At 60.9% G+C, this 13,159-nt stretch carries 14 protein-coding genes; 6 read left to right on the top strand and 8 right to left on the bottom strand.

Features of this window, described 5'->3' with window-relative positions:
• Positions 1-10: 10 nt before the first annotated feature.
• From AK829_RS12485 to AK829_RS07145, 7 genes are all read right to left on the bottom strand, one after another.
• Positions 11-292: a hypothetical protein gene (locus AK829_RS12485; protein WP_145989906.1), complete on the bottom strand. Its 282-nt coding sequence runs from the start codon at positions 290-292 to the stop codon at positions 11-13.
• The gene (locus AK829_RS12670; RefSeq protein WP_180950506.1) at positions 276-911 is read right to left on the bottom strand and encodes a hypothetical protein; all 636 of its coding nucleotides are present in this window, start codon (positions 909-911) and stop codon (positions 276-278) included. The genes AK829_RS12485 and AK829_RS12670 overlap by 17 nt, the downstream gene beginning before the upstream one ends.
• Before the next feature lie 205 nt (positions 912-1,116).
• Positions 1,117-1,938 (bottom strand): carbohydrate ABC transporter permease, encoded by an 822-nt coding sequence (locus AK829_RS07165; protein WP_052205243.1) that lies wholly within the window; start codon positions 1,936-1,938, stop codon positions 1,117-1,119.
• Positions 1,935-2,969 (bottom strand): carbohydrate ABC transporter permease, encoded by a 1,035-nt coding sequence (locus tag AK829_RS07160; protein WP_083439778.1) that lies wholly within the window; start codon positions 2,967-2,969, stop codon positions 1,935-1,937. The genes AK829_RS07165 and AK829_RS07160 overlap by 4 nt, the downstream gene beginning before the upstream one ends.
• 125 nt (positions 2,970-3,094) lie before the next feature.
• Complete coding sequence (locus tag AK829_RS07155) at positions 3,095-4,384, bottom strand: ABC transporter substrate-binding protein (RefSeq protein ID WP_052205242.1); 1,290 nt, start codon at positions 4,382-4,384, stop codon at positions 3,095-3,097.
• A gap of 105 nt (positions 4,385-4,489) precedes the next feature.
• On the bottom strand, positions 4,490-5,149 hold the full coding sequence (locus AK829_RS07150) for a TIGR03089 family protein (protein WP_052205241.1): 660 nt from the start codon (positions 5,147-5,149) through the stop codon (positions 4,490-4,492).
• Positions 5,150-5,168: 19 nt separating this feature from the next.
• Entirely contained in the window at positions 5,169-6,737 is a 1,569-nt protein-coding gene (locus AK829_RS07145) for an LCP family protein (RefSeq protein ID WP_408606290.1), read from the bottom strand.
• A gap of 211 nt (positions 6,738-6,948) precedes the next feature.
• On the opposite strand from AK829_RS07145, the gene AK829_RS07140 reads away from it, so the two are divergent.
• The 3 genes from AK829_RS07140 (at position 6,949) to AK829_RS07130 (ending at position 9,476) form a co-directional block, all read left to right on the top strand.
• Entirely contained in the window at positions 6,949-7,875 is a 927-nt protein-coding gene (locus tag AK829_RS07140) for a glycosyltransferase family 2 protein (RefSeq protein WP_232305684.1), read from the top strand.
• Complete coding sequence (gene manB, locus AK829_RS07135; protein ID WP_052205240.1) at positions 7,868-8,947, top strand: mannose-1-phosphate guanylyltransferase; 1,080 nt, start codon at positions 7,868-7,870, stop codon at positions 8,945-8,947. The genes AK829_RS07140 and manB overlap by 8 nt, the downstream gene beginning before the upstream one ends.
• Positions 8,948-9,209: 262 nt before the next feature.
• Positions 9,210-9,476: a WhiB family transcriptional regulator gene (locus AK829_RS07130; protein ID WP_101734012.1), complete on the top strand. Its 267-nt coding sequence runs from the start codon at positions 9,210-9,212 to the stop codon at positions 9,474-9,476.
• A 13-nt stretch (positions 9,477-9,489) separates the two neighbouring features.
• On the opposite strand, the gene AK829_RS07125 is transcribed toward AK829_RS07130, so the two are convergent.
• Positions 9,490-9,966, bottom strand: a complete 477-nt coding sequence (locus AK829_RS07125; RefSeq protein ID WP_052205238.1) for a metallopeptidase family protein — start codon at positions 9,964-9,966, stop codon at positions 9,490-9,492.
• A gap of 94 nt (positions 9,967-10,060) precedes the next feature.
• Between AK829_RS07125 and AK829_RS07120 the strand changes: the two genes are divergently transcribed.
• Genes AK829_RS07120 through manA form a run of 3 tightly spaced genes read left to right on the top strand, consistent with a single transcriptional unit; the run spans position 10,061 to position 13,141 of the window.
• A complete protein-coding gene (locus AK829_RS07120; RefSeq protein ID WP_232305683.1) occupies positions 10,061-10,519 on the top strand; it encodes a DUF3499 domain-containing protein in 459 nt (152 codons plus the stop codon).
• A 35-nt stretch (positions 10,520-10,554) separates the two neighbouring features.
• The gene (locus AK829_RS07115; protein WP_052205236.1) at positions 10,555-11,910 is read left to right on the top strand and encodes a phosphomannomutase/phosphoglucomutase; all 1,356 of its coding nucleotides are present in this window, start codon (positions 10,555-10,557) and stop codon (positions 11,908-11,910) included.
• A 46-nt stretch (positions 11,911-11,956) separates the two neighbouring features.
• Positions 11,957-13,141, top strand: coding sequence for a mannose-6-phosphate isomerase, class I (gene manA, locus AK829_RS07110; RefSeq protein ID WP_052205235.1), 1,185 nt, complete (start codon positions 11,957-11,959; stop codon positions 13,139-13,141).
• Positions 13,142-13,159 lie beyond the last annotated feature (18 nt).

Genomic DNA, 13,159 nt, shown 5'->3' with positions numbered 1-13,159 from the left:
TCTTCGTGTTCTATTCCTTGCTGGTAGCGCGATGTTTCCTCGTCGGTGAGTATTCGTCCGCCGCGTCGCAGTCCCCGCCAGGATTCTGTGGCAGAGACGCTATAGCTTTTCCCAAGACATCACTGGTGGCTTTCCACTTATCAGCTTCCTTTTGCACGCGGGCAACTTGGCGTTGTGCTTGTTGACGCACGTGTGCGATTTCCCGATCTGCTTGTTTGCGTATACGGGTGATTTCACGTTCATGTGCTGCGACTTTTTTACGCAGTGCTGCAAGTTCATCGTTTTCGGTCATTACCAAAGCCTTCCTGGTGCAGATAACGTGCCAGCGTCCCATCTTCGATCCTGCGTATCCAGCGCATCATGGTCACGCGTTCGATGCCGTGTTTTTCCAAAAATGCCTGCTTTTCACCATAGGGACGTTCAACGTACTGGTGGACCAACGAGACAATGTCGAAACCATCAAGCACTGTAGGCACTGGGGCATTGCCCCCGGTTTGTACAGCATTGCGTTTTTGCTGGGTAACCGAAGCAAACCCAAGACGCTTTCCCCATCTATGGATTTTGGACTGACAGATGCCATGGCGATTGCGCCATAGCCCTTTTGTCCCATGTGGCAGTTGGCAATAGATAACAAACATCTGGCGCTGCTGGGCCTTATTGAAGTTCAATCTATTTCGAAATGGCTCATCCGGGACGAACACTACAGCCCCGGCATACGGCATCACCACGTCTTCATCATCAAGCACCGCCCCAGGTTCCAGTACCGTTAACGGCAACGCGAGAACATCCTGGGCGCGGGCAAGTCGACCACGCGGCCGCCGCCGTGCCGGATCCGACACCACCGTCTGATCCGTAGGCCTTGGCCACTGCGGCGGGTCAGGAGTAAGACACGGAATATTGTGCAAGGTCATGAACAAAACCTCCTCTGGTTCGTTGTTCACAACCAGCCTGACAGAGAGGGCCCGCCGCACGATTTGTCAGAGGGAAACCGTGGAACCTGACAAATGTGACGAGGCGCGCTTTACGTTTGCCCAGGTCGCAGCCTGACTTATAGGGCCCGCCGCACGATTTGTCAGGATCTCAACAGCAGAGCGTCCGGAACGAGCCCCAACCCAGCTAGCCCTTCACACCACCTGCGGTCAGGCCGGAGACAATGCGGCGCTGGAAGAGCAGCACCATGATGATCAGCGGGATGGTAACAAGGGAGCCGGCCGCCATAATCGCTGCGTAGGGGTATTCGAAGGCGCTCGGCCCGGAGAAGCGGGCGATGGCCACGGTCACCGGCTCGGTGGACGTGTTGGAAAGCTGGCGTGCCAGCATGAACTCGTTCCAGGTGGTGATGAACGCAATGATCGCGGTGGTGAAAATCGCCGGCGCTGCCAGTGGCAAAAGGATGAGGCGGAACGCTTGGCCTCTGGTCGCGCCGTCGACACGCGCGGCCTCCTCAAGCTCCCAGGGAAGCTGTTGGAAGAACGACACCAGGGTGTACACCGTCAGCGGCAGGGCAAACGAGATGTTCGGGATGATCATCGCGCGGTAGGTGCCAATCCAGTTCAGGTCGCCGAAGAGCTGGAACAGCGGGGTCACCAGGGCAATGCCCGGGAACATGGAAGCTGCCAAGATGATGCCGGTGATTATGCCTTTGCCGGGAAACTGCATGCGTGCCAGCGCGTATGCGGTAAACACGCCCACGATCACGGCTAGGGAAGTGGTGGCCAGGGAGATGATCAGGGAGTTTCCAATGGCGCCGAGGAAGTCGTTGCCTTTGGAGGTAGACATTGCGTCGCGGAAGTTGTCCAGCGTGACGTGCGTGGGCCACGGGGTGGTGTCAAAGGTGTGGCTCTTGTGGCGCAGTGCCGTGATCAGCATCCAGTAAAACGGCGCGAGCCCCCAGAACATGATGAAGATGACGCCGAGGTAGTGCCCGATTCGCTTCATTGCTTTGCCTTCCTTTGAGCTTTCCTTGCTTCACGACGCTTCGCCGCACCCCCAACGTCCGCCCCCAAGAAGCGGATCATGATGAATGCCACCGCGAAGATGAGCAAGAAGATCAACGTGGACAGCGCGGAGGCTGAGTTGAAGTTGCCTTGGCGCATGTCTTCCACCACCAGCTGGGAGATCGTGGCCGTGGGCGCGTTGGAGGACGCCGAGATCATGATCACCGGCAGGTCATACATACTCAGCGCATCAAGGGTGCGGAAGAGTATCGCCACCATCAGTGCTGGGCGCACCAGCGGCAGCGTGATGCGGGTAAAAGACTGCCAGGCGTTCGCGCCGTCCACGCGCGCTGCCTCGTAAAGATCCCGGTCAATCATCTGTAAGCCAGCGAGGATGAGCAGCGCCATAAACGGCGTGGTTTTCCACACGTCTGCGATAATCACGGCAAAGCGCGCCGCCCACGGGTCAGTAGTCCAGGCGATGTCTTTGCCCAACAGGGAGTTCACAATGCCGTTGGGGGCGAACATGAACTGCCACAACTTGGCGGTCACGGCGGTGGGGATCGCCCACGGGATAAGTACCGCCGCACGGATCAGGCCGCGCATCTTGGATGGGCGGTTCATGATCATCGCCATGCCCATGCCCAGGACGGCCTCCAGGGCGACGGTGACCACGGTGAAAAACAGCGTGATTTTTACAGCCGGCCAAAAGTCCGTTGCCAACACGCCCGGAGGGCACGCACCGACCACGCCGGAGGGGCTCATGCAGCGGTTGGTGATCCAGTACAGGTAGTTGTCTAGGCCGGCAAAGCCTCCGTCAACAAACACACCCGTCTCTGGATCCAGGCGACGGTTGGACTGGAATGACAGCCAGATCGCCCGGACGATGGGGTAGCCGATAACTACGGCCAACACGCAAAGCGCCGGAGTGACAAGACCGAACGCCTTGCCGGTGTCACTGGGCTTCTTCGCGGCTGGCGCGTCGGCGCGCTTGCCCGTTGCCGGGGAATCGGGCCTAAGAGAAGTGCTCATGGACGCCTCAGATCAAAAAATGTGCTGAAGAATTTGTGTGATTTTGGGGTCTAAAAACGGGCAACGCCCGAACCGCAGTGTAAACGGTTACGGGCGTTAATTTGCCGCAAGGCGCAAGTATGTACTTACTGTGCCTGCTTGATAGCTGCAGCCATGTCAGCAGTTGCGTCATCCACGCTCTTGCCAGCGGTCAGGGCAGCGTAAGCGTTGTCCTGGATCGCCTTGGAGATAGCCGGGTAGAACGGGGAAACCGGACGCGGCTGAGCGTTCTCCAGGGACTCCTTCAGAGCCGGCAGGTACGGGTACTTCTCAATCAGGTCAGCATCGTCGTAGATGGATGCCAGAACCGGCGGGAAGGAAGCCTCAGCGAAGGACAGCTGGTTCTCCTCGTTGATCACGAACTCAATGAAGTCACGAGCCGTGGCCTTGTACTTGGAGTTCACGTTGATGCCGTTGTTGTAGCCACCCAGGGTGGACACGCCAACACCGTTCTCACCAACCAGCGGCTGGACCTCAAAGTTCAGGCCCTTCTCCTCTGCGTTGGTGTACATGTACGGCCAGTTGATAGCAAACGCCGTCTTACCCTCGGTGAAGGCCAGGTTGGTCTCCTCCTCGGTTGCAGCGGTGGAACCCTTAGCAATGGTGCCGTCAGCGTAAGCATCAACAAGCGCCTGCAGGCCTGCCTTTGCCTCTGCGGATTCAACGGTCGGCTCGCCGCTGTCATCGATCACAGCGCCGCCCCAGCCATTGATGAAGCCCAGGGTGTTCACCGTCAGGCCCTCGTACTGCTTCAGCTGCGTGGTCAGGCAGTCGCCCTCCACGGCCTCACAAGCGGACTTGATGTCTGCAAACGTGTCCGGCTTGGACTCAATCAGGTCAACGTTGCGGAAGAGCAGCTGGCCGTTGGTGTTCTGCGGCAGGGCGTAGAGCTTGCCGTTGTAGGTTGCGGAATCCACCGTCGGCTGCAGCAGCTTGGAGGTGTCAACCGCGTAGTCACCCTCCAGCGGCTCCAGCCACTGGTTAGCGGCGAAGTCTGCGGTCCAGACAACGTCAAGTGCCATCACGTCATAATCAGCGTTGCCAGCCTGCAGGGACTGCACGAGGGTCTCGCGCTGAGCGTCAGCCTCACCAGCGAGCTCAGACAGGGTGACCTGCTCATCCGGGTGCTCGGCGTTCCACTTCTCAATGATCGGGATGATCTTGTCAGTGTCGTTCTTGCCCATGGCAAAAGTGATCGGGCCACGGTCCTCTGCAGAAGCAGCGGAATCAGTGGTCGCTGCAGCGTCAGTTGCCGTAGCGGTATCGGTGGTGTCCGTGGTTGCCGTCTCGTCGCTGGAGCAAGCGACCAGAGCGGTGGTGGACAGTGCGAGAGCGCAGATTGCTGCGCCCGACTTGCGGGTAGCGGAGAGCTTCATGCAAGGACCCTTTCATCTTGGAGGTGTAAACAATGTAAATAACTCCAAGGCGAAAAAGTCGCTGTTTTTTCGCATTCCCCCAAAAACGGGGGTAGTGAAGAAAAGTTAATCTGCTGTTAAGAAGTGCGTTACTTTCTCCACCTGCGTGATGTGCTCCAAGCGCTCCGCCGGGATCAGGCCCGTCGCCACCACCACCGAGCCGCCCGCGGCAAGCGGGGCCAGCACGTTGTACTCAAACTCCTCACGCGTAGTCCACGGGTGAGCCAAATAGCGGTGCGGGCCGAACTCTGCTCGGGCGAAATCAGACAGGTCGGCGCTTTCGCCGTAGTACTGGTCGCCGTAAAAACGCACCGTCGGGCCAAAATCCACGGTGCCAAACGGCAACTCGCCACCGGATTCCACAACGCCGCGGCCAAAAGGATCGTTGGAGACAACAACTACGTCGGGCACCTCCGTCCATAAGGAGGCTCGCTCGGTAGTGGTGAAGGTGACGGTTGGGGGAGACAACGGAGCGTCGAAAAGCGGGAAGCTCTGCGCGTTGTAGGTGCCAAGCGCAATGGCTGCAGACTGCCAGCTGGCAGGCAAGTCGATGTGTACCTGGGAGCCGGGCTCCACATCAAACTCTTCAATCAACATGTTGGCCACCTTGTTCGCCCAGTTTTCCAAGGTCTGGCCGGAAAATTCCATGCGGGTGCCCAGAGCCTCGTCATATACCGTCAGGCGGGGCGAGGCGGGATCTTGCATCAACGGGCTGAGCATGCTCATGCCCGCCCACAGTAGACAATTAATTCACACAACGCGGGCCGGTACCGCCAGCGTTGATCTCAGGACCAACCTCCGTGGCGCCGAAATCCTCACCCGGAGTACCCACAGGCGCGTAATACTCCGTCTCATCCACCTCGCCGGGCTCCACCATGGCAGGGCCCGCGTAGTCTTGCGCCACCACCACGATCAGACTGCCAGGCTCAAGGCCCGCATTAGCCGTCACCGGCAGGCCGCCAAGCATGTTGGCAAGCTCCACAGCAGCAGGATCTTGAGGGTCTGCAGCCACGATCTGGGAGGAGGAGTAGACCCCGTCCATAGCGTTGGACACGTTGGCAACCGTGATGCCCTGCTTACGCAAGTGATCACCCATCGCAGCCGCCTGGCCCGGACGGGACCCGGCGTTGAGCACATACGCCTCGTACTGCGCGAACTGCTCAGCAGGCGCCACCGGAGCCTCAGACGTTGATGACGCTTCAGTCTCATCCGCCGGAGGTGCAATAACTTCTTCCATGAACCGGCGGACCTGGCCAACGTCCACGGTGACAATAGACTCGCCGTAATCACCAACACCGTTGACCGAGGTCACCGGGATAGTGGTGAAGCTGACGTCACCACCAGCCAAACCAGACATCTGCTGTGCAAACGCCATCACATCCCAACCCTGATCCAACGTCACGGAACGTTCCGCGGCCGTAGCCAGATCACGCAAACGTGCCGGGTTGGTCAGCGTGCCTGCAGACAGGGTCTTTTGCACCAGGGACGCCATGTAGGCCTGCTGGCGCACAATACGGTCCAAGTCTCCGCGGGGCAGGTCGTGGCGCTGGCGCACAAACGACAAAGCCTCAGCACCGTTGAGCGTCTGGCGGCCCGCCGGGAAATTCGCACCAGACAGCGGCTCATTGACCGCCTGGTTCAGGCAGACCTCAACGCCGCCAACCGCATCCGTCATCAAAGCAAAGCCCAACAGGCCCACCTGCGCGTAGTGGTCCACCTCCACGCCGGTTAAGTCCGCCACCGCTTGGATCAGGCCCACCTGGCCAGCTTGGGCAACGCGCTGCTCCAACTGCGGGCCGGGGGAGTAGCCGGCCTCCGTAAGCTCCGCGCGGCGCTGCTGCGCGTGAGCGGCATAAACGCCGTTGATTTTCAGGTTGCCGTAGTCATCCGTATGTACATAGGTATCGCGCGGAATAGATATTGCGGTGGCGCGGGAACCATCCGCCGGGATGCGCAGCACCATGATGGTGTCCGTATTAATCTCGCCGTCTGAAATACCGGCGTGCAAACGCGCGAGCTCCGCTTCGCTGAGCGGGTTGCCCTGCGCGTCCGTGCGGGAGTCAGAGCCCACAAGCAAAATATCCAGCGCGCCGTCCTGCAGACCTTTCTTTTTCTTTGACGACTTCCCGTCCCCACCCTGTTGCGTTGGAATGTCCAGATCGGAGGCGCTGAGCTGACTGTCCAAACGGCCGACGGTGGCGTAGCCAACGCCGGAGACCAAGATGGTGCCCGCAGACAGTAGGGCCAAAAACCCCTTCAGCACAGGGTGACCGGACTGGCGCACATCCCGCGCGCGGGATGGCGCTGGCGCGATGTTGCGCGCACGCCTTGACCTCTCGGCTGACCTCTCAGCTGGCCTTTGGCTCGACCTTTCAGTCGGCCACTGGCTTGGCCGCCGGCTTGGACCCTGAGTCGAGTCCTGTGGCGAGCGCTGTGGTGCATCGGGGTTGTCTGTCACAGCGGGCAAGTATAGTGCGCGCGCCTGCCCAATCGGGCACGAAGCGCTGGGTAAGCTGGCTGCCATTGTGAGCATTGAGAAGAAAACGGCAAACGGCGCATCCGCTGACGCCGGCGCGCGCCCCCTGGCTGTCATCGCGGTGACCTATTCGCCAGGACGACACCTGCAGGAGCTACTTGCCTCGCTGCCGCAGTCCACGGACCTGCCCACCTGGCTGGTGTGCGCAGATAACGGCTCACGTGACGGCGCACCCGAACAGGCTGCGCGGGAGCATGACAACGTGGAGTTTTTCCCAACGGGCGGCAACATCGGCTACGGCGCGGCAATCAACGCAGCGGTAGAACACCTGCGGCCGCGCAAAAATAAAGGCGAGATCAATCAGGAGTACTTCCTGGTGGTGAACCCAGACGTGCAGTTTGCCCCGGGCAGCGTGGACAAGCTCATGCAGTGTGCACAGTCCGCCCCGCGGGCCGGTGCGGTGGGGCCGCGCATTGAGGAGGCAGATGGGTCCGCGTACCCGTCTGCGCGTCAGGTGCCGGGGCTGATCAATGGCATGGGGCATGCGTTGCTTGGAGACGTTTGGCCGAACAACCCTTTCACCGCCTCCTATAAAAAAGGTGCGGATATGGACACGCGGCGTACCGCCGGCTGGCTTTCCGGCGCATGCCTGCTTGTGCGCTGGGAGGCGTTTGACGCCATCGGCGGTTTTGATGAGCGCTACTTCATGTATTTCGAAGACATTGACTTTGGTGATCGGCTCAGCCGCGCCGGGTGGGACAACCTGTACTGCCCGTCCTCGGTCATCTTCCATGACCAGGGGCATGTGGCGGGCAAGTACAACCGTGTCACGGTGCCGGCGCACCATGAGTCGGCCTACAGGTTCCAGCGTGATCGTCACGCCAAGTGGTGGCAGGCGCCGCTGCGTGGCCTGCTGTGGGCAGGGTTGAAGGCGCGTGGGGCTGTGAAACGTTTGGAGGGAAGTCGCAATGCGTAGTGCAGTTGATGCAGATGCCGTCATCTTGGTCGGTGGGCAGGGGACACGGCTGCGGCCGCTGACGGTGTCCACGCCGAAGCCGATGCTGCAAACTGCGGGTTATCCGTTCCTGCAGCATTTGCTGGCGCGCATTGCTGCCGCAGGTATGCGGCATGTGGTGTTGGGCACCTCGTATCGCGCTGAGGTATTTGAGCAGTACTTTGGGGACGGCTCGGATTTCGGTTTGGAAATTGAGTACGTGGTTGAAGAAGAGGCGCTGGGTACCGGCGGGGCGATTCGCAATGTGTTGCCGAAGCTGCGTTCTGACACGGTGATGGTGTTTAACGGTGATGTGCTCTCTGGTGCGGATTTGGGGGCGATCCTGCGCACGCATGAAAAGGGCAATGCGGATGTGACGTTGCATCTGGTTCGCGTGCCGGATCCTCGCGCGTTTGGTTCTGTGCCAACGGATGAGCACGGCCGTGTTCTTGCCTTTTTGGAGAAGACGGAAGACCCGCCGACTGATCAGATCAATGCTGGGTGTTACGTGTTTAAGCGCGAGGTGATTGAGCAGATCCCGGCTGGTCGTGTGGTCAGCGTGGAGCGTGAGGTGTTCCCGAATCTGCTCTCTGCTGGTGCCAATGTGTTGGGGCATGTGGATTCTTCGTATTGGCGCGATATGGGTCGGCCGAGCGATTTTGTGCAGGGTTCGTCGGATTTGGTTCGTGGCATTGCGCCGTCGCCGCTTCTGGAAGGCCGCACGGGGGAAGCGCTGGTGGACCCGTCGGCGGGTGTTGCTGGAGGGGTCATTCTGGTCGGTGGTTCTGCGGTTGGTCGCGGTTCGGTCATTGGGGCTGGTTCGCGTATCGACGGCTGCGTGATCTTCGACGGCGTCACCATCGAACCCGGCGCCACCGTGCAGGACTCCATCATTGCCTCCGGTGCGACCATTGGGGCAAATACGCGTATCGACGGCTGCGTGGTCGGCGAAGGCGCCCGCATCGGCGCACGTTGTGAGCTCAAAGGTGGCATGCGTGTCTGGCCGGGTGTGGAGATTCCGGACTCGGGAGTGCGTTTTTCTCCAGATGCGTAAGCGACACGCCGGATCGGCCAGCTTGTTATAGAAACGGGCCCCACCTACTACATGTAGTACCCCCTATGATTACCCCTGTCGCTGAACGTATGTAACTGGTGTGACTGGTGTGACTGGTTGACTGGGTGAACCCTTAGAAACCCTCGGAATCTGGTGAAATCTGCGGAGCGAGGTTGCGGCTATTTAGTGCAGCGGTGTTGAATCGCATTCGTGTAATCCACTTCCCCGCGACAGACGGAAAAGAAGGGAGGGCGTGGACGATATGGCAGATGTCGGAGGCATGACTCTGGATGAGTTGTTTGGCACCGTCGAGCAAGAATGGCAGGACCAAGCGCTCTGCGCACAGACCGATCCGGAAGCGTTCTTTCCTGAAAAAGGTGGATCGACCCGCGAGGCGAAGCGTATTTGTAAGGCCTGTGCAGTGCGTGATGAGTGCCTGGAGTACGCACTCGAGCATGATGAGCGCTTTGGTATTTGGGGCGGCCTGTCCGACCGTGAGCGCCGCCGCCTGAAGAAGCAGATCGGCTAATTTACTCGGCTTTTTACCAAGGGAAATCTGGGTCCACGTCGCGTGGATCCAAGTTGAGGTAGTACGCCACCAGTGCGGTGAGCACCCACGTAATTAACTCTGAGCGTTCCTCAGCGCCGGTTGTGCGCTGCTCAATAGGACGGCGGAAAATGACAAAACGCGCCCGCGTTGGGTTCCCGTCGCGGTCCACGCCGGCTTCGAGGACGCGCCCCAAAGGAACAGGCCCATCGGCCACAATCTCATCCGGCAGTATCGTCATATCGGCGCGCAGACGCATGCGCGGGATGGTGTCCACCGCAAGATCAACCCCGCTGAGCTGATCAAAGTAGGCATTGTGCAGCGGCGCGTACATTTCCAGCACCAGCTGATCAAATGCCTGCGATCGGCTACGGTAGCGCGGCACACCCACCGGCAGCACCGGCCCGCGCACGCCACGGCCATGCCGGTCGCGGCCTGGGCGCAGGTGGGAAGGGCTGTTACGGGTGGTCATGGACACTTATCGTATGGGCCTTCGCGGTGAAAGACGGGTGGCGCGCCGCGCGCATGCTACCGATTACTCAAGTAGGGGTTTAGACTTGGCCCCCGTGAGTACTTTCCGTCGTTGCTGCCGTCCGGGCTGCGGCCGCCCAGCCGTGGCCACTCTCGTCTACGCCTACGCGGAATCCACTGCAGTCATCGGGCCACTAGCGCCGGTGCCGGATCCGCACGCATGGGACCTGTGTGAGCGCCACTCCGCCCACATCACCGCACCCGTGGGGTGGGAGATGGTGCGCGTTGAGCAGATTGACATTACGGATAAAGAGCTCGACAACATGGATGAGGCGGACCTCACCGCACTTGCCGAGGCGGTGCGTGAGGCCGGCCGCGTGACCACCGGTCTGGTGGACACCTCCCAGGATCCGATTGAGTACCCGGCCTCGCGTGACTTCAATGACCCGGAGACATCGAACCACCCGGTGCACCGCACAAAGCGGATCGAGGAACAGGCGGCAGCTGAGCGTGAGGCGCGCCGTTCCCACCTGCGTGTGGTGCCTGATCCCTAAAAATCTCTCAAAGACTGAGGGTTTAGACTTCTCGCATGGTGTATTCCAGCGAGCAACTCGCGCAAGTAATCAAGGCCTATGACATCCGCGGCGTGGTCGGCGAGACCATCGACGCAGATTTGGTGCGCAGCATCGGCGCCGCCTTCGCACACATCCTGCGCGGCGAGGGGGAGACCCGTGTGGCGGTGGGCTATGACATGCGGTCTTCTTCACCGGAGCTTGCTGAGGCCTTTGCCCAAGGTGTCAACGCCCAGGGCTTGGACGTGACCCTGCTTGGGCTGACGTCTACGGACGAGCTGTACTTTGCCGCTGGCACGCTCGGCTGCGCAGGCGCGATGTTTACCGCCTCCCACAACCCGGCACGCTACAACGGCATCAAACTGTGCCGTACAGGCGCAACCCCGGTGTCCACGGACACGGGCCTTGGTCAGATCACCCAGATGCTGGTTGATGGGGTGGGGGCGTATGAGGGGGCACGCGGTGGCGTCGATAAGCAAGATGTCCTGGGTGCTTATGCCGAGTTCCTGCGGGAACTGGTGCCGGTGAGCGGCAACCTGACGGTGGCTGTGGATGCGGCGAACGGCATGGCTGGGCTGACCGTGCCGGCGGTGCTGGGGGATATGGATATTCGCCCGCTGTACTTTGAGCTGGACGGGACCTTCCCCAACCATGAGGCCAACCCCTTGGACCCAAAGAACCTGGTGGATTTGCAGAAGTTCACCGTAGAGCAGGGGGCAGACATTGGTCTTGCCTTTGACGGGGATGCGGACCGCTGCTTCGTGGTAGATGAGCGCGGCGAGCCGGTCTCACCGTCGGCGATTACGGCGCTGATTGCCACCAGGACCCTGGCCAAGCACCCGGGGGCGACCATTATTCACAACCTGATCACCTCGCGCGCTGTGCCCGAGATGATCGAAGAAGCCGGCGGCACCGCAGTGCGCACCCGTGTGGGGCACTCCTACATCAAGGCGGAAATGGCTTCTCGCGGGGCCCTGTTTGGGGGCGAGCACTCCGCACACTACTACTTCCGTGAGTTCTTTAACGCGGATTCCGGCCTCGTTGCCGCACTGCACGTGCTGGCGGCACTGGCGGAAAGTGAAAAGCCGCTCTCGCAGCTCATGGCCCAGTTTGAGCGCTACTGCGCCTCCGGTGAGATCAACTCTGAGGTGGCCGACCAAGAGGCCACTACTCAGCGCGTTGTGGAGGCGTTTGCGGATCGCACGACAGAGGTGGACCACCTGGACGGGGTGAGCGTGAGCCTGGATTCCGGTGCGTGGTTTAACGTGCGCGCCTCTAACACGGAACCGCTGCTTCGCCTGAACGTGGAAGCACCCACGGAAGCTGAGGTTGAGGCGCTGGTTGCGGAGATCTTGGCTGTCATTCGTGGCTAACTGGTAGCGTTGTCGGTCGGTCTTTTATCTGAAGGAGCCGTATTCGATGCACAACCTTGAGGCTGCGCTACGCACCTACCCGTGGGGCTCTCGTACCCTGCTGGCACAGTTGCGGGGTACCACCTCACCCGCGCCGACCCCGGAGGCGGAGTTGTGGTTTGGTGCGCACCCGGCGGCGCCGTCGTCAATCAACGGTGAGCCGTTGGACAAGGTGATCAGTGCGGACCCTTCGGCGGCGCTGGGGCAGCGCGTGGAGAAAGCGTTTGACGGCCAGCTGCCGTTTTTGGTCAAACTGTTGGCCGCAGGCGAGCCGCTATCCATCCAGGCACACCCGTCACGGGACCAGGCGGCGGCGGGCTTTGCTCGCGAGAACGCGCTTGGGCTTGCGTTGGATGATCCGCGCCGAAACTACAAGGATGCCAACCCGAAGCCGGAGATCATCGTTGCGTTGACGCCGTTTCGCGCCCTGGCGGGCTTCCGCCCGGTCTCCCAGACCCGTGAGCTGTTTGAGGCCTTAAGCGGGCCGGGCGGCGGACTGGATCGCTACAGCGCCATGCTGGTGGATGCGGAACCCACAGAAAGTGTCCGCGCCGTGTTTACCACGTTGATTTCCCTGCCTGGTCCGCTGCGCAAGAGCCTACTGGCCGATGTCATTGCCGCAGCCGAGCATATCGGGGATGCGCCTGAGTGGATCAGGGATGCCGCCGAGACGTTCCTGGCGCTTGCGAAGCGCTACCCAAGCGACGTAGGCCCGCTGGTGGCTCTGATGCTGAACCTGACCACACTTCACCCCGGCGAGGCGCTGTATCTGGCCGCTGGCCAGCCGCACGCCTACCTCTCCGGCCTTGGGGTGGAGGTGATGGCCAACTCTGACAACGTGCTGCGCGGCGGGCTGACCTCCAAGCACGTTGATGTGCCTGAGCTGGTCCGCGTGCTGGATTTCACCCCCAGGGGTCACCTGCGGGTGCCGGTGCGTGAGTCCGACGGGGTGGTTGAGTACGAACTGCCGGTGGACGAGTTCGAGGTGAGCAAACACACGTTGGCAAAGGGCGAGGAGCTCAGCTTGCTTATCGACGGCCCCGCGATCCTCCTCATCACCTCCGGCCACATCAGCAGCGGGGACTGCGTGGTGGGCCCAGGGCAGGGGGCGTGGATTCCGGCATCAGAAGCGCCAGTGTCTGTTATTGCGCAAGACGATGACGGCGCAGAAGTGTTCTTTGTCCGCGCCTAAGCTGCCGGCCTAGTTCTC

Origin of the sequence: Corynebacterium riegelii (genome assembly GCF_001263755.1) — a bacterium.
GTDB classification, from domain to species: Bacteria; Actinomycetota; Actinomycetes; order Mycobacteriales; family Mycobacteriaceae; genus Corynebacterium; species Corynebacterium riegelii.
Note: the sequence above shows the minus strand (reverse complement) of the source record. Positions and strands in the feature narration are given on the sequence as shown.

Bases quoted from the DNA above. Each gene is read 5' to 3' on its own strand.
- AK829_RS12670 (WP_180950506.1), bottom strand. From the start codon at position 911: ATGACCTTGCACAATATTCCGTGTCTTACTCCTGACCCGCCGCAGTGG.
- AK829_RS07165 (WP_052205243.1), bottom strand. From the start codon at position 1,938: ATGAAGCGAATCGGGCACTACCTCGGCGTCATCTTCATCATGTTCTGG.
- AK829_RS07155 (WP_052205242.1), bottom strand. From the start codon at position 4,384: ATGAAGCTCTCCGCTACCCGCAAGTCGGGCGCAGCAATCTGCGCTCTC.
- AK829_RS07150 (WP_052205241.1), bottom strand. From the start codon at position 5,149: ATGAGCATGCTCAGCCCGTTGATGCAAGATCCCGCCTCGCCCCGCCTG.
- manB (WP_052205240.1), top strand. From the start codon at position 7,868: ATGCGTAGTGCAGTTGATGCAGATGCCGTCATCTTGGTCGGTGGGCAG.
- manA (WP_052205235.1), top strand. From the start codon at position 11,957: ATGCACAACCTTGAGGCTGCGCTACGCACCTACCCGTGGGGCTCTCGT.
- AK829_RS07130 (WP_101734012.1), top strand. From the start codon at position 9,210: ATGGCAGATGTCGGAGGCATGACTCTGGATGAGTTGTTTGGCACCGTC.
- AK829_RS12485 (WP_145989906.1), bottom strand. From the start codon at position 292: ATGACCGAAAACGATGAACTTGCAGCACTGCGTAAAAAAGTCGCAGCA.
- AK829_RS07160 (WP_083439778.1), bottom strand. From the start codon at position 2,969: ATGAGCACTTCTCTTAGGCCCGATTCCCCGGCAACGGGCAAGCGCGCC.
- AK829_RS07125 (WP_052205238.1), bottom strand. From the start codon at position 9,966: ATGACCACCCGTAACAGCCCTTCCCACCTGCGCCCAGGCCGCGACCGG.
- AK829_RS07115 (WP_052205236.1), top strand. From the start codon at position 10,555: ATGGTGTATTCCAGCGAGCAACTCGCGCAAGTAATCAAGGCCTATGAC.